This window comes from Acinetobacter sp. DL27 (assembly GCF_055810995.1).
Genome location: NZ_CM147947.1, coordinates 1607396 through 1626692 on the forward strand (window position 1 = coordinate 1607396; position 19297 = coordinate 1626692).

Genomic DNA, 19297 nt, shown 5'->3' on the forward strand with positions numbered 1-19297 from the left:
AAAACGTGCGAGAGCGAAAGAAGAATTTGCACGCATTTTGCATTCTACATTTTAGAAGATTAGGAAATTGTTATGGAACTTAATCCAACTGAAAAAGATAAATTATTAATTTTTACCGCAGGCCTTGTTGCTGAGCGTCGTAAAGCGCGTGGATTAAAATTGAATTATCCAGAATCAATTGCATTTATTTCAGCAGCACTGCTTGAGGGCGCACGCGATGGCATGTCCGTGAGCGAGTTAATGCATTACGGCACAACCTTGTTAAGTCGTGAAGATGTCATGGATGGTGTCGCGGAAATGATTGCAGAAGTGCAGGTCGAAGCTACTTTTCCAGATGGTTCAAAGTTAGTCACAGTTCATCAACCCATTGTCTAATAAAAATAAGGAGTAAGCCATGATTCCTGGTGAAATTATTACGCCTGATTCAGACATTGAAATGAATGTCGGACGAGAAACACTGAAAATGCGTGTTGCTAATGCAGGCGATCGACCAATTCAAGTCGGTTCTCATTTTCACTTTGCTGAAGCCAATGATGCTTTGCAATTTAATCGAGAGCAAGCTAGAGGCTATCGACTCAACATCGCTGCTGGAACAGCAGTTCGTTTTGAACCGGGCCAAAGTCGAGATATCGAATTGGTTGCACTTGCAGGTAAACGTGAGGTGTATGGGTTTGCAGGGCGTGTTATGGGTAAATTGGATTAACTATTTTTATGCTCAAGTGTCTTGTTGAACAATTAAATTATTGTTAGTAATAAGTTCAATAAGTACATGAAAAAGCATAAGAGAATTAAATGTTAATAATGAAAATACGCCCAGCAACTGTTGATGATGTTGAAGCCATCGCTGCTGTTATTGAACCTTTTGTCGATTATGTTGTCGTGACTGAAGAAGGACGTGAACGCTTTAAACCTGATATGTTGAAAAACATCTTCCAACAACCACTTATTCATTATTTTGTGGCAGAAATTAATGAAGAAATCGTTGGGAATTTGGCGTATATCGCTCCATCTCATGTCATGCATTATTTCTTAAAAGCTGAATATCACGGTCAAGGTTATGGTCGACAAATGTGGGACTTTTTAGAGCAAGAAATACTTAAAAATGATCCCGATATAATCACAATAAATTCAAGTCATTATGCACTCGATATTTATAAAAAATATGGATTTGAAGTGGTCGGTGCGCTAACGGAGAAATGGGGTATTCAATTTATTCCGATGCAAAAGCTGCTAAAGCCAAAAAATCTAGAATAGGAAATATATTAATGAAAATGTCTCGCCGTGCTTATGCGGAAATGTTTGGCCCTACAGTAGGTGATAGAGTTCGCTTAGCTGATACAGAATTGTTTATTCAAGTTGAACAAGACCTCACGACTTATGGTGAAGAAGTTAAATTTGGCGGTGGCAAGGTCATTCGCGATGGTATGGGACAGTCACAATTATTGTCTGATGAGGTCGCTGATACCGTCATTACCAATGCTTTAATTGTCGATTGGTGGGGTATTGTCAAAGCCGATGTTGGACTTAAAAATGGTCGTATCTGGAAAATAGGTAAAGCAGGTAACCCTGATATTCAACCTGACATTACAATTCCTTTAGGTGCAGCAACTGAAGTCATCGCAGGTGAAGGACAAATCTTAACGGCGGGAGGGATTGATACTCACATTCATTGGATTTGCCCACAACAAGTTGAAACAGCACTAATGTCAGGCACAACTACAATGATTGGTGGTGGTACAGGCCCCGCCGCAGGAACATCTGCAACCACAGTAACTCCAGGCCCATGGCATATTGCGACCATGCTACAAGCTATTGATGATTTACCTATGAATATTGGTCTGTTAGGTAAAGGCAACTTGAGTCAGCCAGAACCAATCGCTGAACAAATCAAAGCCGGTGTGGTGGGTTTAAAATTACATGAAGACTGGGGATCGACGCCAGCCGCGATTGATAACTGTCTAAGTGTGGCGGATCAATACGATGTACAAGTTGCCATTCACACAGACACACTAAATGAAAGTGGCTTTCTAGAAGAAACCTTAGCAGCATTTAATAACCGGACCATCCACACTTACCATACTGAGGGTGCGGGCGGTGGTCACGCACCAGATATTTTAAAAGCAATTGGTCAACCCAATGTTTTACCATCTTCAACCAATCCCACACGTCCATATACCGTCAATACCATTGATGAACATTTAGATATGTTGATGGTTTGCCACCATTTAGACCCTGCAATTTCTGAAGATGTTGCTTTTGCTGAAAGTCGGATTCGCCGTGAAACTATTGCTGCAGAAGATATCTTGCAGGATATGGGCGCAATTGCCATGATGTCTTCCGACTCGCAAGCGATGGGGCGTGTGGGTGAAGTAATATTACGTACTTGGCAGACAGCACATAAAATGAAAGTGCAACGCGGCCCACTCGAAGGTGATAATCAAAATCACGATAACAATCGTGTGAAGCGCTATATTGCTAAATATACGATTAATCCTGCCATTACCCATGGATTAAGCCATGAAGTTGGTTCGATTGAAGTGGGTAAATTAGCCGATATTGTTTTATGGAAGCCTGCATTTTTTGGTGTTAAGCCCTCGATGATTATTAAAGGCGGAATGATTGCAGCTGCGCCGATGGGTGATATTAATGCTTCAATTCCAACGCCACAGCCTGTGCATTATCGTCCGATGTTTGGCGCTTACCCTCGTGGCGTACATAACACCTGCATTACCTTTTTATCGCAAGTGGCAATAGAGCAAGGCGTACATGAACAATTGGCTTTAAAGAAGTTGATTAGTCCTTGTAAAGCCACGCGTAATATCTCGAAAGCAGATATGAAGTTAAATACTTATTGTCCTGTAATGGAGGTTGACCCTGAGATTTATGAAGTACGTGCAGATGGTGTGCATTTGACTTGTGAGCCTGCGGAAGTGTTACCAATGGCGCAGCGTTACTTCTTATTTTAATCATTTCCAAAACACTATTTCACAAAGCCTTTCTGAATATGAAAGGCTTCTCTTTTTTAAATTTTAGTATTTTTGAAAAGTAAATAATCTTTAAAATAGGCTTTGTTGCATAAATATGTAAGCATCTGATTTAAATAAATTTAATTTTGGATCAAAAAATAATCAAAACTTTTAAAATCATATAGTTATGAAATCGTTGTGCAACAAAGCCATTCTAAAGTAAAAATATTAATAATTTTTTTATGTTTTGTATTCATTAGACAGTCCAAAGAAAAAATATTTTTTAGATATTAAATTTATAAAGTTAGATGCTCAATATGCACGCGTCATCAGTTGTCGTTCCTTTAGAAAGGAAATAAAACTTGTATACTAAGTTTTGGCGCACTAATTGCTTAATTCATTCTATTTTTTGACTGTTTGATATAACAAATTAGGAAGTGGATGTGACAGCAACATATTTACGTGGGCAAGATCTGATAGACCAGATTCAACAACAAGACTATTCCAGAGATCTGATTGGCTATCATGGAGAACCACCCAAAGTGGAATGGCCAAATGGTGCTCGTGTCGCGGTTCAGTTTGTATTGAACTATGAAGAAGGCGGTGAAAACCATGTAGAACATGGTGATGCAGGTTCAGAACAGTTTTTGTCAGATATTATTGGCGCGGCCAGTTTTCCAGACAAACACATGTCGATGGATTCCATGTACGAATATGGCTCACGAGCGGGCTTTTGGCGCATTCACCAAGAGTTTAAAAAACGCCAACTCCCCATGACCATTTTCGGTGTGGGTATGGCTTTGGCACGCAATCCTTACATTGTGGAAGCGATTAAAGCAGCCAATTATGATGTCGTATCGCATGGTCAACGTTGGTTGCATTATCAAGATATGCCAATCGAACAAGAACGCCAACATATGGATCAAGCTATTAGCGTGCTTGAAACGCTATTTGGTAAAACACCAATCGGTTGGTATACCGGACGTGATAGCCCGAATACTCGAAAATTACTTGCTGAATTTCCTCAGATTCAATATGACTGTGACTATTATGGCGATGACTTACCATTTTGGAGCACAGTGACGAATGTAGATGGTGCAACACGTCCGCATTTAATCATTCCATATACACTTGAAAGTAATGATATGAAGTTTTGCTCGCCGGGTGGTTTTAATAGTGGTGAGCAATTTTATCAATACCTTAAAGATGCCTTTGATGTGTTATATGCCGAAGGTGAAACTGCGCCAAAAATGCTATCTATTGGTATGCACTGTCGTATTTTAGGGCGACCAGGACGCTTTAAAGCACTACAAAGATTCTTAGATTATGTGCAATCGCATGAAAAAGTATGGGTTTGTCGTCGTGCCGATATTGCAGAACATTGGATAAAACACCATGCACCGTAATAAAAAAAATAAAGAAGAAAGAGAGGCTTAGCGCCTCTTTTTTTGTGCCTATAAAAAGCAATTTGTCTAAGAAATAAGGGATTGGCATTGATATTGCAAAACATGTTTTGAACGAACATTAAATATTTTTAGGCGATTTAATAGTGCAACTTGTTGAATTTAATCAAGCATCCGAAGCCGATGTAAAAACATTTTTAAAGCACTGTGTGCAAATTGAAAGCTGGGCGAATGAGCTGCTCAGTCAGCGTCCGTATGCATCATTAGACAGTATTTTGGAATACGCGGCTCAAGCTGCTCGTACATGGTCGTGGGAAGAAATTAAATCTGCTTTAGATAATCACCCGCGTATTGGTGAAAAAAAAGCCCAAGCTGAACTTTCTGAATTAGAAAAGAATTTTTCCAACCGTGAACAATCCGCTATTTCAGCCGATGAAGAAACACAAATGGCATTGCTCAAAGGCAACATCGCTTATGAAAAAAAGTACGGCTATATCTTCTTAATTAAAGCTTCAGGCTTAAGCAGTGAAAATGTATTACAAGCATTGCAGTACCGTCTGCTGAATGATCCAGAAACTGAAAAGCGTATTGTCCATCATCAATTGGCTGAAATTGCCTTATTAAGATTAAAACAGGAGCTAAGTGCATGATCAGCTCACATATTTTAGATACAAATCTGGGGAAACCTGCTGCCAATGTCTTGATTAAATTATTCAATGCAGACGGTATGTTACTTGGTGAAGGGCAAACCAATGCAGATGGCCGTGTGACCGACTTTGGTTTAAGCGAATTTTCTACGGGTAGCTATAGCTTAGAGTTTGCCACAGCGGACTATTTTGAAAGTCTTAATACCGAAACTTTTTTCCCAAAAGCAGTGATTCATTTCTTAGTAAAAGATGCCTCACAGCATTTTCATATTCCTTTGTTGATTAGCCCTTTTGCCTATTCAACATATCGCGGTAGCTAAAAACAGCATCATAAAACGGATCGGGGGATATAAAAATGACAGAACAAAATCAAACAGTTTCACCAGAACATGAATATTTAGGTGCAGGGAAAAGCCTAGCTTATGGCTTACAACATGTATTGACGATGTATGGCGGTATTATTGCGCCGCCACTGATTATTGGTACAGCCGCAGGACTTGAACCTGCACAAATTGGTTTATTAATTGCAGCAGCATTATTTGTCGGTGGTTTAGCCACGATTTTACAAACGGTCGGTGTGAAATACATCGGTGCAAAATTACCCCTAGTTCAAGGCGTATCCTTTGCTGGTGTGGCAACGATGATTGCCATAGTCACTGCAGGTGGTGGGCTTTCGGCAGTATATGGTGCGGTTATTGTTGCTTCATTAATCGGTTTCTTTTTAGCACCATATTTTTCAAAAATTATTCGTTTTTTCCCGCCAATCGTGACCGGCTGCGTGATTACCGTGATTGGTTTGTCATTGCTACCTGTCGCAGTACGTTGGATGATGGGTGGAAATAGCAAAGCGCCTGATTGGGGCAGTGCTGAAAATATTAGTTTGGCTTTTCTAACTTTAGCCATTGTCATTGTGCTGAATATTACTCGAAACGCTACAATTCGTCGTTTATCCATCTTATTAGCAATTGTGCTAGGTACAGTGCTGGCATATGCGATGGGCTTTGGCGATTTCTCAAAAGTCGCAAATGGCAATTGGATTCAATTCCCAAGTTTCTTTGCCTTTGGTATGCCAACATTTGAACTGAGTGCCATTATTGCCATGCTAATTGTGACATTGGTGATTATGACTGAAACTACAGCTGATATTATCGCTGTTGGTGAAATTGTCGGTACCAAAGTCGACGCTGAACGTATTACCAATGGGCTACGTGCCGATATGCTTTCAAGTGCAGCAGCACCAATATTTGGCTCATTCATGCAAAGTGCCTTTGCACAAAATGTAGGCTTGGTCGCGATTACTGGTGTAAAAAGCCGTTTTGTTGTTGCAGCGGGTGGCTTAATTTTAGTTGTATTGGGTATTTTACCAATTATGGGCCGTTTGATTGCTGCAATTCCTGTACCGGTATTGGGTGGCGCAGGTTTGGTATTGTTCGGTACAGTGGCTGCAAGTGGTATTCGTACTTTAGCTAAAATTGATTATAGTGAGCAAAAGAACCTAATCATTGTTGCTACAGCAATTGCCGCAGGTATGATTCCAATTATTGATCACTCATTCTATGCGAACTTCCCAAAATGGGTACAAACCCTGTTCCATTCAGGTATTAGTTCAACGTGCCTCATGGCCATCGTATTAAATATTGTGTTTAACCATCTAAACTTTTTTAAAAGTAAAGAAGTGAATAAAACCAGCAATATTGTTATAGATAGTCATCACTAAGCTATTCAAAATAAATAAAAAAAGCTCACATTAATGTGGGTTTTTTTTATTAAAAAATCTAATATTGGCTTTGTTTTTGCTAAATAAATTACTCAAAACGTATTTATCGCTAGGAAAAACAATTTAATGAAATTTATGCCTCTTTCAGCTGCAATTCTATGCACTATTTCAGCCAACTCTATCTTTGCAGCCCCAATCTGGCAAGACTTCAGCATTACCGGTCTATATGGCACCGACTATCAGCTCATTGCAAAAGAAGACAAACAAACCACTGTGACATTTGAATACGCGTCAAAGCTTAAATATGGTGATTTCTTCATTTTTGCCGACCGTACACATAATGACGTCGGCGATCAAACCTATTTTGAAGCATCACCACGATTGAGTTTAGGCGCTGTAACGGGTAAAGAACTTAAATTTGGCCCTGTAAAAGATGTATTGCTTGCAACCACTTGGGAAGCGGGTAGCAACATGGATAATTTTCTCTATGGTATTGGCTTAGACTTTGATGTGCCATATTTTCAATATGCAAAATTAAATTTATATAAAGTGAATAATGATACTAAAGCTGATGACTATCAAATGACGCTTACCTATGCCATACCTTTTAAAATTGGCTCAGAATCTTTCTTAGCAGATGCTTTTCTGGATTGGTCAACTGCGGAAAAAGGCTCAGCCAGTGAGATGAACTGGACCAGTCAATATAAATGGAATGTGGGGCAACATATTTCCCCAGATACACGCCTGTATGTAGGCGTTGAGCATTCAGTTTGGAATAATAAATATAATATTAAAGGTAAAGATGAAAATAACGTCAGTGCGCTAGTGAAATATCACTTCTAATTGATTCGTTAAAACCGTACATCGTTACACAACATACTGCACAAGACTTAAAAGCCCCACGGATGGGGCTTTTAATTTCTGAGACAATTTTAAATTGAGGTTTCAATTTCAATGATAGTTTAAATTTATGCCACGATATTGAGTACTTCATTAAACTGATAAACATCACAATTATGTCCAATACCAATACGATCAACCACGGCAAAGTTACTTGGCGCCTCTAAAGTTAATAGAGGGTGATGCCATGTACCTGCATGGTAGTTAACACCTTGTGTACCATCTGAAATAAAAGCACAGAGTTTTGAAATATCAGGCGTTTGATCATCCAATGCAGGTGCCACCACAATTAAAAAAGCCTGACCTTGCATCGGGATAAAAGCTTGTGAGCCATTCGGATGTCGCTCAAGCATCGAAACCGAAAAAGGAATTTCTGTCTGTTTAATATTACGAAAAATACTAATACCTGCATGTGCTTCACCGAAGATTTCAGTGGTTACAAGGGCATGATAACGCTCGGTATGTGCATCATTGATATGAAAAAAATCCTGTCCTCCGCAGCAAATCACCTCACCAAAAGGGGCAAAGTTTTCAATGCTCAGGGGCTGTAGCTGAATTGTTTGAACCATGTGTAATTCTTTTATTGTCTATATCAAGTGTAGGAGAAGAAGGATAAAACCACAGTACTTATCCTTCTCGATGTAGAAAGTATTCAAGCTTTCAATTTAGCTTTTGGTTTTACCCCACAAACGAATACGGCTGATACCACCATCTGGAATCATATTAATGCGAATATGCGAGATCTTTTCATGTTGCAAAATTTCGTTTACAAAGCTATGAATATGATCCATTTGCATGTCTTGTGCTTCAAGCAAAAATGGCCAGAACATACTTTGTGGAATTAATTGTGGATCAGTTGCATCTTTAACATATACGGCTTGAATAGAGACTTGGGCTGGAAAGTTGCCTTTAAAGTGTGCCGTATCGATATCAATTTTTTCAATTGCACCAGTTTGACCCAAAGCCAAAATACACCAATCAAAGCCCGGTGCACGACGACGTTTGGTTTCCCAACCATCACCCATATTAATTCCGCGACCTGGGTTAATCAGATTACGTGGATGACCAAAATGTGCATCGCTATAAGCAATTACACGTCCACCATTTTCTAAAGCAACTAAATCAATTGTTGCAGTGTGATCTTGTTGTTGAACGCTCACTTCACCATACACTTTAAAACGAGCAACACCACCATCAGGAAAAATATTTAAACGCACATGAGTAAAAACTTGGTCAGCTGTAATCGGCAAAACATGATGCTGACTTGGGCCAAGTACGTTGTTCTCTAATATGTTCAACCATTCAGCTTGAGCAAGATCGCCATCAGGGGCGTAGCAGGCTTCAACTGAAGCTGAAGCAGGGTAATTCCCAGTGAAGAAGGTAGTGTCAATATCTAAAGCCTTAATATGCCCAGCTACGCCCAATTGAATAATTGCCCAGTCATAACCTGTGTGACGTTTACGGCGCGTTTCCCAACCATCCATCCATTTACCATGGTCATCGAATTTATCTTCAACAAAAATTGGCGCGTCAAATTGAAGCATACGTTTTGCTTCTGCGAAAAATTCATCTGAACATTCAATAATTTTTGCACCAATACGGTCATCTGCCAAATTGGTAAGTGTCTGTAATTGTGCAGGAATATCAAAATCGGGTGCTAATAAAGTCGCCATATATTAAATCCATTCGCTATTTTCTTTCAAAATTCATGCTTTGCGCTATCGTGCTACAAAAAATTTAACAAACGATAAAAACAAGCATTTACACGCGTTTAGATGCACAGCGTGTGCCAACTTTAGATTTTTTTCAGGGCGCTTTATAAAAAATGGCACGCTTTTAGCATTTTATGACTTAGAAACTTATAAAACACAGGGGAATTATAGATGGAAATTACAATTATTGGTGCAGGTATGGCGGGTCTAACTACAGGCATCGCACTAAAAAAATTCGGACACCAAGTAACCATCTATGAACAGGCAGAACAAATTTTACCGGTGGGTGCTGCTATTTCGTTATGGTCTAACGGTGTGAAATGTCTAAATTATTTGGGTTTGACAGAGCAAGTTGAAAAGCTTGGCGGCAAAATGGATAACCTTGCTTATATTGATGGTCTGACGGGCGATGTGATGACCCAGTTTAGCCTTTATCCATTGATTGAAGAAGTCGGGCAACGACCATATCCGGTATCACGTGCGGAACTTCAGAATATGTTAATGGATGAATTTGGTCGTGAAGATATTCATCTAGCTAAGAAAATGATTTCTTTTGTTGAAGAAGGCGAGCGTGTAAAAATTCAATTTGCAGATGGTAGCGAAATAGAATCTGATCTATTGGTGGGTGCAGACGGTACACACTCAATTACTCGTGCCTATGTTTTAGGTGAGCAAGTTGAGCGACGCTATGCAGGCTATGTCAATTGGAATGGTCTCGTTGATGTCTCAGACGATTATGCCGCAGCAGATCAATGGACAACGTTTGTAGGTGAAGGCAAACGTGTTTCACTGATGCCAGTGGCGAATAATCGTTTCTATTTCTTTTTTGATGTGCCGTTAGCTGTTGGTCTTGAAAATGATCGTAGCCAATACAAAGCTTTATTCAAACAATACTTTAAAGGATGGTGTGAGCCTGTCCAAAAGTTAATTGATGCAGTCGATGTGCAAAAGACCAATCGTGTAGAAATTCACGATATCGAACCATTTGCCAATTTTTACAAAGGTCGAGTGGTGATTGTAGGTGATGCAGCGCACAGTACAACACCTGATATTGGTCAAGGCGGCTGCCAAGCGATGGAAGATGCTATCTATTTGGCACGTTCATTGCAAATTAATACCTTAGGTTTACAAGATTCTTTACGTCGCTATCAGAACAAGCGTAATGAACGTGCCAATGAGTTGGTACTTCGTGCCCGTAAGCGCTGTGATGTGACACATATGAAAGATGAAGCGGTGACCCGAGAGTGGTATGAAGAGTTACGTAAAGAACAAGGCAATCATATTATGAAGGGAATTATTAGTAACATTGTCGGTAATCCACTCGACTAAGCTGTAAGACACAAAAAGAAATGTAAAACTAAAAGGTTAGCTTTCAGCAGCCAGTGTGAATATTCACACTGGCTTTTTTTAGCTATTTAGAAACATTAGATTGAAGAGCAAAGGATTAAATGTTTAAGGAAGTTGCTTTAATTGCAATTTGATTTCTTCCATTTTTTCGACCAATAAATTTACCATTATTTGTGAAAGACGAGATGTTTGACGTTTTGAAGCGACGCACAGTGCAATGGTTAAACGATGCATACCTTTTTCACGAATGGGCTTAAATACGATCTTTTTTGAGTTTAAAAGTGGTAATGCATCCATATATGACATTAAGCCAATGCCTAATTGTTGTTGAATTAATGATGTTATCATTCTAATGTCATTACATTCTATCTTTTGTATAGGATTAAATTTGTGATGTTTATAGAGTGTATGTACATAATCACTGATGACTAAGGGCTCACTTGGCATGATATGACGCTCATTTAAAGTGTCAGATAAATAGATTTTATCCATGCCGGCTAAGGTGTGATGTGGTGATAAAACATAGCCTAAAGGAATTTCAATAAAGGATAAGATTTCTAATTGATTGTGACTTTTAGGATTTAAGATAATGCCAAAATCTAATTCTGCATCAATGATTTTTCTCGATATTTCTTCACTGCTATTCATACTGATATTGAGATTAATCCATGGATAGCTTTCAGCCATGCGTTGAATACAATCCACGACAAAACCATCATTTAGGGCAGAAATAAAACCCATTTCAATATTGCCGCGACTTAATCCTTGAATTTCATCAAATCGAATTCGAGTCAGCTGATATTCTTTTTGCCATTTAAGCAAATCAGCATAAAGTAATTCACCTGCTAACGTTAGCTTCAGCCCCTGCGGTAAACGCTCAAATAAAGCAACGCCTAACTCTTCTTCAGCAAGAACAATTTGCCGATGCACTGCAGAGACTGAAATAAAAAGCTGTTCTGCGGCTTTACGTAAACTGCCAGTACGGGCAACAGCCATAAAATATTCAGAAAATCGGGAAAAGGTAATCGACATACAGCTATTCAATCTCACGGGCAGTTTACAAAGTACTTATCCATGCTTAAGCGATTTTCATGCCATAACTTTTGATTTTTTCAATTCATTCTGCTTTTGTGTTCTAAAAAGCAGAACATTGTATGCAAATCATTCTAATAGACAGAAATGCTATCCAAACGTATTTTTGACTTAGAAAAGAACGAATTAGCCCTAGTTACATGGCATAAAAGTTCTGCAAATAATGCGAATGTAGAGATTTAAAAATGAATGCGATTCCTGTACTGAATTTATTTACCCAACCACAATGCAGTTCATTTGATGCAAACGATTGGAATATTTTAGCGCAGCATTGGTACCCAGTTGCACGTACACAGGACGTTTCAGAACAACCGCAACAAGTACAATTACTTGATGTGAAAATGGCATTGTATAAAACTGAAAGTGGAAAAATTCATCTCGTGCGTGATATTTGCCCGCATCGTGGTGTGCCATTAACCAAAGGCTGGGTGAAAGGCGAAGAAATTATTTGCCCATACCACGGCCTACATTATAACGGTGAAGGAAAGTGTGTAAAAATTCCTGCACAGCCGGAACTTACACAAATTTCAGATCGTTTTTCACTGACCAAATTTCCAGTTGTAGAAAAATATGGACTTATTTGGACCAGTTTATTTAACCGCGATGTATCGAAAGCCAATTTTCCAGATTTAGACACGTGGGACAGTGAAGAACATCAGTCAATTCTCCCTCCATTTGTCGATATTGCTGGATCAAGTGGCCGTCAGCTTGAAGGCTTTATTGATGTTGCGCACTTTGCATGGGTACATAACCAAAGTTTTGCTGATCGTGAAAATCCTAAAGTACAAAAATATTCGACCGTTCGAACGGATTATGGCTTACATACAGAGTATGTGAGTGATGTCAGTAACTATCCGCATGGCTTACAACATTTAGCACCAGATGATTTTTTATGGAAACGTACTTTCGATGTCTATCCACCATTTTCAGCTATTTTGACTATCGACTTTCCTGAAAATGGCTTACTTAAAATTTTAAATGCGTGCTGTCCAGTTTCGCACAATAAAACGCGATTATTCGTTCCCTTAACTCGTAACTTTGATACTACAGGAGACTTACAGGCAGTTTATGATTTCAATGCACAAATCTTCGCTGAAGATCAGGACATGGTGGAAAGCCAAAAACCAGAAGAACTTCCTTTAGATATTTCAATGGAGGCACATTTTGAGGCAGATCGTTCATCAACCACTTACCGCCGAATTTTGGCAGAGTGGGGATTGAGCAAACGCTATACAGTTTAAAATGGCTTTGTTGCACAAAGATTTAAAAGATAACACTCTGCTCATTTGAACAGAATTCAAGTGACAACTTGGGTATGAGGACGACCTAATTCTGTAAATTTGTTCAATACGGCTATGCGTGCATGAATCTCATTCACCTGACTAGAAAAACTCCTTGCTGTTAATTTATCACCTAATAGTTTGATGCAATGCATCTTGGTTTCAACTAAACTTCGACGATGATAACCAGACCATTTTTTCCAAAGCGTTCTTCCTAAACGTTTAACTGTTTTCAGTAACTCATTCCGCTCTAAAGATCTCAATTTCTGATCTTTCCATGGTTTTGCATTTTTTCTTGGCGGAATGAGCGCATGTGCATCTCGATCTAGAATGACTTGTCTGCAGTGCTTCGTGTCATAAGCACCATCGGTATAGACCGAATCAATTCGTTCATCTAAGGGAATTTGAGCAAGTAAATCACCGAGTACTTGCGAATCGCTCACATTATTTGTAGTAAGCTGTACTGCACGTATTTGCAAGGTTTCAGCATCGATGCCAATATGAAGCTTACGCCATTGGCGACGATATTCAGGTCCATGTTTCTTACGTTTCCACTCACCTTCACCTAGAAACTTTAAGCCAGTTGAGTCGACGAGTAGATGTAGCCCATCACTACTTTTTTGATAGCTAATCGCAATATCAATATGTTTTTGTCTTCGACAAAGCGTACTGTAATCTGGTGCGGTCCAATTTAATCCACAAAGTTTAATCAGACTTTGAACAAAACCTGTGACCATGCGTAAAGAGAGTCTAAATAAAGATTTGATCATTTTGAAATTATAGGACTGAATAAACCTTATAGGCTAGGTTTGTGCAACAAAGCCCTGTGTATCTGATATTTATGCATCTTTCAATTTCTGAAGATACTATTCATCCAATATCCGCTGTTTTCGATTGAGAACAGCATTCAAAATCACAGCACAAAAAGCCGTTAGCAAAATTGGGCTGTTTAACAGAGGTGAAAGATAAGATGGTAGTTGTGAGAAAATAGTAGGTGAGAATACAGGCAACATACCTATGCCGGCACTGACTGCAATGATGTAGAGATTATTCACATTTTGAAAGTCGACACGCTGCAGTACTTTGATACCATTAGATGTCACCATCCCAAACATAAACAATGCGGCTCCACCTAGAACACATGAGGGTATAGACGCAACAAAGTAAGCTATTTTAGGAAATAGACCTAAAAGGATTAAAAACACACCAGCTAAAGCACATACACTGCGATTCTTAACACCTGTGATCGCTAGCAAACCGATGTTCTGAGCATAGGATGTATACGGGAAGATATTAAAAATCCCACCAATCATTGTGCCAAGGCTGTCAGCTCTAAAACCGCGAGTCAATTTTTCCTGATCCACCTCTTCTTCAACAATTTCACCTACAGCCATGAACATCCCAGCTGTTTCAATGAAAATAACCAGCATGACTACGCACATAGTCAAGACAGCCCAAAAGTTAAACTCTGGAATACCGAAGTGAAATGGCATCACCCAACCTAACCATGGGCTTTCATCTATCTTGTCTAAAGAGATGAGGCCAGAAAATGCAGCGATGATATAACCAATTCCCATCCCGATTAGAACTGAAATGTTGCCCAAAAAGCCTTTAACATAACGGCTGATGATAATAATGCTTAATAGAACACAGGCAGCGATAGATAAGTACAATGGATTTCCAAAGTCTTTTACCCCATATCCGCCAGCGGACCATGTGCCTGCAATACCAATGAGAGATAGACCAATCACAAGAATTTGAGTTCCTGTCACCACAGGAGGGAAGAATCGTATTAACTTTCCAATAAATGGTGAAATCAGGAAGCCAAAGATCCCTGCGATAATGATTGCCCCAAATACACTTAGTAGTCCCATATCTGGATTAGTCCCAATTGCAATCATTGGGCCTACTGCAGTAAAGGTAACTCCCATCATAATGGGAAAGCGAATACCTACATTTTTAAAACCAATAGTTTGAATGAGGGTGGCAATGCCACAAACAAATAGATCTGCAGTAATTAAGAAAGCAATTTCTGCAGTGCTTAACCCTAAAGCTCCTCCAACAATTAGGGGAATTGAAACAGCACCTGCATACATTACCAAGACGTGCTGGATACTGAGAAAAATCATGGAGCTTGGTTTTAAGTTATTGGCTGTGATTGTGTTAGTCATATATGTTTTTCTCCTTCAGCCTAAAAGGTATATTTGACGATGAAACTAGTAGCATTTTGATTAGTTTTAAAATATGGAGTGTCTTCGATTAAGAATTTGTTTTTCCAATAGTCGTATTCAATACCTGCTGCTAATTTTTTTGGGCTTAAGCCTAGATGAGGGCTAAGGTCATATTTGATTTGTGGGTTAAAGTGAAAGTCGGAAGAGTTATTACCTTTGGAATTGACTACCCAATCAATGTATCCATCAAAAATGATTGATGATTTAAGAAATGGGACGGTATATGACCAGGAAGGAGTGATTTGCCATTGTCCACTTGGGGTGTTTCCATCGTCTGGAATGCGATAGTAAAAATTAAGGGTGAAATAATCAAAGCCTTTGATATCTAGGTCAAAACCTGGACCAACTAAATAAGTCCACATATCGTCATAGCCAGGCTGATCTTGAATACTTAAGTCAAAACTCGTAGCTATTAGGACATCTTTCACTGGCCCAAAGCTCAAATTCGTATTGGTTAGTTTTCCTATTGAAAAGCGTGGGGCTATTTCTGTATAGACAGCATTATGTCCTTGGGAAGCAGTCTTTTCACCGTCAAACCAATAAGTGTCGACGAATAGAAAGAGATCTCCCCATCTCCAACTGCTCGCATGTTCAAAAGTAATCGTTTCATGTGTATCCGGCTCTACTTCGAAACCTTTACCATAAAGTGCAGAAATACTATTGGATTGCCAATATAACCAAGGTTTTTCTGCAAAAGAGTAAGTGCTGACTGCACAGGTACTTAATAGTAATGAAGTGATAATTTTTTTCATTTGAATGTCCCCGATATTTAAACGTCAGCACGATGTTTGTAAGTAGCATCAAAGCGTGACTGTAGATATTCCATGCTAGTAATTGGTGAATATTTAGGTGGATTGGATTCGCTGTAACAGTTAGGCAGGCAACGGATTACAGTTTTTGGGCTCGGCTGGATGAAGAATGGGAAAGAAAAACGTTGTTTGCCTTTAGGACTTGAAACACGATGTGGTGTAGATTTGTAGATGTCATTGGACCAACGGGCCATCATGTCGCCGATATTGATAACATAAGTATCAGGAATAGGCGGAGCATCGATCCAATTCCCATTCACATCCTGAACCTGCAATCCCCCTACATCGTCTTGAGCAAGAATAGTCACGCAGCCATAATCAGTGTGTGCTCCAGCATTGAAACTCTCTGATTGCGTATTGTCTAATGCAGGTGGGTAATGAATGAGGCGGAGTGCACACAGACTTTCTTGTAGGCAGTAATCAAAATAATTTTGTGGAAGACCAATGGCATGAGACATGGCATTTAGAAGAACTTTTCCTAAGTCCAACATCTCTTCAAAGTAGCCATCCATTACAGTTTTCCAGTCCTCGATATTCGGATATACATTAGGACCACGTAATGGTTCTTTATTGATTACATCAGGATGATCTGCTTCTAGGTGAACACCCATGTCATATACTTCTTTAAAGTCATTGGGCAGGTCAGGATTAAGTTGTTCAACACCCAATGCACCATATCCTCTGTGAGAGGCTTTGTGTTTTTGGATGTCTATTTCTAGTTTTTCAAGCAGTGGTTTACTAAAAAACTCTTTAGCTAAACTTTGAACTTCTGCAAGGTGATTCGGTTTATAACCACTGATATAGAAGAACCCCCATTCACGACATGCTTGGTCAATTTGGTTGCATATATCTGCATAATCAGGATGGTTAACGTCATAAAGAGGTGCAATGTCGATAACTGGTAATTTTTTCATGGGAAACTCCTTATTATTAGATATATGTTTTTTTGAACATGTCACGATAATGCTGTTCAACACTGATTGGTGGATATAGCGGTTCTGAGTTTTCCTCCAAACACTCTCGAATACATTCAATCTGATACTGGTGATTACCGCTGTAGAAGAATGGAACAGAATATCGTTCCCCACCTGAGATGTTGATGACGCGATGGAGGGTGGATCTATATGTATTGTTCGTCCACATAGAGATTAGGTCACCTAGGTTAACGACATAACTATCTTCAATTGGCTCTGCCCAAATCCATTGCTTTTGAGTTTGATCCCACACTTGTAAACCGCGGTTATGATCCTGAAGTAATAGGGTTAACCCTCCAAAATCAGTATGTGCCCCGCATCCTTTTTCATTTGGTTGAGCATTAGAGGGTTGTGGAGGATAGTGCAATAAACGCAAGGTGACTAAATCTGCATCCTTGCAGAACTCTGAGAAATAATCTTCTTCCAGACCTAGTGACGAACCGATAGCATGCATGAGCCTTTCTGAGACTTTGATCATTTCTAGTTGGTATTCCTCCATAACCTCTTTGAATCCATCAATATCTGGCCATTGGTTTGGGCCTTGGTTAAAAGCTTTATGGATGACAACAGGATCTGAAGCTGAGCGTTCCTTCCCGATATAAAAGCCTTCCTTGATATCAGGTGGAGAATCAGGTTCAAGGGTTTGTGCTCTTAATTGTTCATAACCTCGGTTTGCTTCAGAAAGCTCGATGGTCCATTGCATTTTCTGTTCTAGGGGAAGACTGAAAAATAATTTGGAATATTCAAAAACCTTATCTTGTAATGCTTTAGAAACTCCATGTCCCGTAATGTAAAAAAAACCTTTATCTAAGCATGCTTTCCGAATATTTGAAGCAATGTTTTGGTGCGTTTGTATGTCATTATCCAAAAGTCCAGAAATATCGATGATGGGTATAGAGGTAATGTTTTGATTGTTTTCCAGCGCAGTCATGTAGCAATCTCTCAAAAATAATGTTTTCTTTTTTTTATAAAATAATCATGAGACCGCATAGCAATGAATATCGATCAAGCTGATGCCAAAAAGAGAGCTATTCTTAATTAATTAAATAAAAACAATTGCTTAAACTTTTTTAATGAGTGATGATGCTGAAAAAGCAACGGGATGCACTGAAAATAATGCTTTAGGTCCAAAAAATGGCTGCTACTTAATGGCAAGTTTTTTGCTTCTATTTCAATAGCTCATTCAAATTTATAAATGGATTGGGGCTTTAAAATTGGAATAGGATGTGATGTTAAAATGAGTACACGTGGTCTTCGCTTTCACTCAGCAGCAATTCATTATTTTGATGCTGTACGCCGGTGCGGTTCAATCAGGGAAGCAGCCAGACAATTAAATGTCGTATCTTCTGCTGTAAACAGGCAAATTTTAAAACTCGAAGATGAAATTGGAGCACCATTATTCAATCGGGTGCCTTCGGGTATGGTGCTTACTCATGCAGGTGAGTTGTTTTCAAGACATATCAGTTTAGTACTGAGAGATACTAAGCGATTGCAGAATGAATTGGATGCACTGAAAGGGCTTTATAAAGGTCATGTTGAAATTGCGAGTGTTGAAACACTAGCGATTAATTTCCTGCCAGAGATTATTGAAAAATTCCAGGTCAAATATCCTAATATAACTGTAGGGGTTACAATTTTAGGCTCAAAAGATATCCCTAATGAAATCATTGAAAATCGGGTGGATCTAGGCTTGGCTTTTGCCTTGCCAAAGCATAATGATTTGCACCAAATAGCAATATCCCATTTTAAATTAGGTGCAATTGTATCGACTGACCATCCGCTGGCTTCTCAAAAGACGGTGTCATTCCATCAGTGCCTCGACTATGATGTGATTATGCCAAAACCTAATTTGTCTATTTATCAACAGTTGGCGCCATTATTTGCGGGTGCACAACATGCTATTCCAAATTTTAAAATGCAAACGAGTTCTTTGGAATTAATGAAACAGTTAATACTCAGGAATAAGGGAATTGGTTTTCAGACATTCTTTGGGTTGGAAAATGAAATAATTAATAATCGCCTTCGCTATATTCCGCTTAATGATAACAATGGTATCTACTGTGATTTAGGTCTGTATGCACGTAAAGGTCATTATCTTTCTACAGCAACAGACGCTCTCTCCAGGCTTATTACAGATGAAATCCTACAAAGAGGCGAAGCTGGACAATAAACATAACCTGAAAAGTACAACTAAAAAGCTAAGCCCTTATCGAAATCCC

General features: G+C 39.1%; 19 protein-coding genes and 1 pseudogene. 12 read left to right on the forward strand and 8 right to left on the reverse strand.

The genetic code is table 11. The features are described 5' to 3' along the window. Positions 1-72: 72 nt before the first annotated feature. From ureA to AC0KVP_RS07820, 9 genes are all read left to right on the forward strand, one after another. Positions 73-375: an urease subunit gamma gene (gene ureA / locus AC0KVP_RS07780; RefSeq protein ID WP_004778079.1), complete on the forward strand. Its 303-nt coding sequence runs from the start codon at positions 73-75 to the stop codon at positions 373-375. Between the two features lie 19 nt (positions 376-394). Continuing rightward, a complete protein-coding gene (locus AC0KVP_RS07785) occupies positions 395-703 on the forward strand; it encodes an urease subunit beta (protein WP_004778077.1) in 309 nt (102 codons plus the stop codon). A gap of 89 nt (positions 704-792) precedes the next feature. Continuing rightward, positions 793-1254: a GNAT family N-acetyltransferase gene (locus tag AC0KVP_RS07790; protein ID WP_004778076.1), complete on the forward strand. Its 462-nt coding sequence runs from the start codon at positions 793-795 to the stop codon at positions 1252-1254. 11 nt (positions 1255-1265) lie between these two features. Continuing rightward, complete coding sequence (ureC, locus tag AC0KVP_RS07795; protein WP_004778074.1) at positions 1266-2966, forward strand: urease subunit alpha; 1701 nt, start codon at positions 1266-1268, stop codon at positions 2964-2966. 443 nt (positions 2967-3409) lie between these two features. Then, positions 3410-4372: an allantoinase PuuE gene (gene puuE, locus AC0KVP_RS07800; RefSeq protein ID WP_000127611.1), complete on the forward strand. Its 963-nt coding sequence runs from the start codon at positions 3410-3412 to the stop codon at positions 4370-4372. 143 nt (positions 4373-4515) lie between these two features. Next, positions 4516-5019, forward strand: coding sequence for a 2-oxo-4-hydroxy-4-carboxy-5-ureidoimidazoline decarboxylase (uraD, locus tag AC0KVP_RS07805; RefSeq protein WP_005265718.1), 504 nt, complete (start codon positions 4516-4518; stop codon positions 5017-5019). Beyond that, entirely contained in the window at positions 5016-5336 is a 321-nt protein-coding gene (uraH, locus tag AC0KVP_RS07810) for a hydroxyisourate hydrolase (protein WP_000625767.1), read from the forward strand. The genes uraD and uraH overlap by 4 nt, the downstream gene beginning before the upstream one ends. Before the next feature lie 35 nt (positions 5337-5371). After that, on the forward strand, positions 5372-6733 hold the full coding sequence (locus AC0KVP_RS07815) for a nucleobase:cation symporter-2 family protein (protein ID WP_000139429.1): 1362 nt from the start codon (positions 5372-5374) through the stop codon (positions 6731-6733). Between the two features lie 126 nt (positions 6734-6859). Then, positions 6860-7576, forward strand: coding sequence for an outer membrane protein OmpK (locus tag AC0KVP_RS07820; protein ID WP_004778009.1), 717 nt, complete (start codon positions 6860-6862; stop codon positions 7574-7576). Positions 7577-7701: 125 nt separating this feature from the next. Here AC0KVP_RS07820 and AC0KVP_RS07825 read toward each other — a convergent pair whose 3' ends face one another. Continuing rightward, on the reverse strand, positions 7702-8202 hold the full coding sequence (locus AC0KVP_RS07825) for an ureidoglycolate lyase (RefSeq protein ID WP_000250866.1): 501 nt from the start codon (positions 8200-8202) through the stop codon (positions 7702-7704). A 96-nt stretch (positions 8203-8298) separates the two neighbouring features. Further along, positions 8299-9306 carry an allantoicase gene (gene alc, locus AC0KVP_RS07830; protein WP_000212598.1) on the reverse strand — a complete coding sequence of 336 codons (1008 nt, stop codon included), beginning with the start codon at positions 9304-9306 and terminating at the stop codon, positions 8299-8301. A 210-nt stretch (positions 9307-9516) separates the two neighbouring features. On the opposite strand from alc, the gene hpxO reads away from it, so the two are divergent. After that, positions 9517-10674 carry an FAD-dependent urate hydroxylase HpxO gene (hpxO, locus tag AC0KVP_RS07835; protein ID WP_000406591.1) on the forward strand — a complete coding sequence of 386 codons (1158 nt, stop codon included), beginning with the start codon at positions 9517-9519 and terminating at the stop codon, positions 10672-10674. Between the two features lie 123 nt (positions 10675-10797). Here hpxO and AC0KVP_RS07840 read toward each other — a convergent pair whose 3' ends face one another. Further along, positions 10798-11724, reverse strand: coding sequence for a LysR family transcriptional regulator (locus tag AC0KVP_RS07840; protein WP_005265716.1), 927 nt, complete (start codon positions 11722-11724; stop codon positions 10798-10800). Positions 11725-11969: 245 nt separating this feature from the next. Between AC0KVP_RS07840 and AC0KVP_RS07845 the strand changes: the two genes are divergently transcribed. Then, on the forward strand, positions 11970-13025 hold the full coding sequence (locus tag AC0KVP_RS07845; RefSeq protein ID WP_005090794.1) for an aromatic ring-hydroxylating oxygenase subunit alpha: 1056 nt from the start codon (positions 11970-11972) through the stop codon (positions 13023-13025). A gap of 56 nt (positions 13026-13081) precedes the next feature. On the opposite strand, the pseudogene AC0KVP_RS07850 reads toward AC0KVP_RS07845, so the two are convergent. The 5 genes and pseudogenes from AC0KVP_RS07850 to AC0KVP_RS07870 all read right to left on the reverse strand — a co-directional run. Then, positions 13082-13834: pseudogene (locus AC0KVP_RS07850) on the reverse strand (IS5-like element ISAha2 family transposase); the annotation flags it as partial. Between the two features lie 96 nt (positions 13835-13930). After that, positions 13931-15235 carry a nucleobase:cation symporter-2 family protein gene (locus AC0KVP_RS07855; protein WP_000185581.1) on the reverse strand — a complete coding sequence of 435 codons (1305 nt, stop codon included), beginning with the start codon at positions 15233-15235 and terminating at the stop codon, positions 13931-13933. A gap of 20 nt (positions 15236-15255) precedes the next feature. Next, positions 15256-16047, reverse strand: a complete 792-nt coding sequence (locus tag AC0KVP_RS07860) for an outer membrane protein OmpK (RefSeq protein ID WP_005265715.1) — start codon at positions 16045-16047, stop codon at positions 15256-15258. A 17-nt stretch (positions 16048-16064) separates the two neighbouring features. Then, positions 16065-17018: an isopenicillin N synthase family dioxygenase gene (locus AC0KVP_RS07865; RefSeq protein ID WP_005090792.1), complete on the reverse strand. Its 954-nt coding sequence runs from the start codon at positions 17016-17018 to the stop codon at positions 16065-16067. Positions 17019-17034: 16 nt separating this feature from the next. Continuing rightward, positions 17035-18009 (reverse strand): isopenicillin N synthase family dioxygenase, encoded by a 975-nt coding sequence (locus AC0KVP_RS07870; RefSeq protein ID WP_005090791.1) that lies wholly within the window; start codon positions 18007-18009, stop codon positions 17035-17037. 306 nt (positions 18010-18315) lie between these two features. Between AC0KVP_RS07870 and AC0KVP_RS07875 the strand changes: the two genes are divergently transcribed. After that, positions 18316-19248: a LysR family transcriptional regulator gene (locus AC0KVP_RS07875; RefSeq protein ID WP_473340160.1), complete on the forward strand. Its 933-nt coding sequence runs from the start codon at positions 18316-18318 to the stop codon at positions 19246-19248. Positions 19249-19297 lie beyond the last annotated feature (49 nt).

Bases quoted from the DNA above. Each gene is read 5' to 3' on its own strand.
- AC0KVP_RS07790 (WP_004778076.1), top strand. From the start codon at position 793: ATGTTAATAATGAAAATACGCCCAGCAACTGTTGATGATGTTGAAGCC.
- AC0KVP_RS07875 (WP_473340160.1), top strand. From the start codon at position 18,316: ATGAGTACACGTGGTCTTCGCTTTCACTCAGCAGCAATTCATTATTTT.
- ureC (WP_004778074.1), top strand. From the start codon at position 1,266: ATGAAAATGTCTCGCCGTGCTTATGCGGAAATGTTTGGCCCTACAGTA.
- AC0KVP_RS07840 (WP_005265716.1), bottom strand. From the start codon at position 11,724: ATGTCGATTACCTTTTCCCGATTTTCTGAATATTTTATGGCTGTTGCC.
- AC0KVP_RS07845 (WP_005090794.1), top strand. From the start codon at position 11,970: ATGAATGCGATTCCTGTACTGAATTTATTTACCCAACCACAATGCAGT.
- hpxO (WP_000406591.1), top strand. From the start codon at position 9,517: ATGGAAATTACAATTATTGGTGCAGGTATGGCGGGTCTAACTACAGGC.
- AC0KVP_RS07825 (WP_000250866.1), bottom strand. From the start codon at position 8,202: ATGGTTCAAACAATTCAGCTACAGCCCCTGAGCATTGAAAACTTTGCC.
- AC0KVP_RS07785 (WP_004778077.1), top strand. From the start codon at position 395: ATGATTCCTGGTGAAATTATTACGCCTGATTCAGACATTGAAATGAAT.
- AC0KVP_RS07865 (WP_005090792.1), bottom strand. From the start codon at position 17,018: ATGAAAAAATTACCAGTTATCGACATTGCACCTCTTTATGACGTTAAC.
- AC0KVP_RS07855 (WP_000185581.1), bottom strand. From the start codon at position 15,235: ATGACTAACACAATCACAGCCAATAACTTAAAACCAAGCTCCATGATT.
- alc (WP_000212598.1), bottom strand. From the start codon at position 9,306: ATGGCGACTTTATTAGCACCCGATTTTGATATTCCTGCACAATTACAG.
- uraH (WP_000625767.1), top strand. From the start codon at position 5,016: ATGATCAGCTCACATATTTTAGATACAAATCTGGGGAAACCTGCTGCC.
- AC0KVP_RS07820 (WP_004778009.1), top strand. From the start codon at position 6,860: ATGAAATTTATGCCTCTTTCAGCTGCAATTCTATGCACTATTTCAGCC.
- AC0KVP_RS07870 (WP_005090791.1), bottom strand. From the start codon at position 18,009: ATGACTGCGCTGGAAAACAATCAAAACATTACCTCTATACCCATCATC.
- ureA (WP_004778079.1), top strand. From the start codon at position 73: ATGGAACTTAATCCAACTGAAAAAGATAAATTATTAATTTTTACCGCA.
- AC0KVP_RS07815 (WP_000139429.1), top strand. From the start codon at position 5,372: ATGACAGAACAAAATCAAACAGTTTCACCAGAACATGAATATTTAGGT.
- AC0KVP_RS07860 (WP_005265715.1), bottom strand. From the start codon at position 16,047: ATGAAAAAAATTATCACTTCATTACTATTAAGTACCTGTGCAGTCAGC.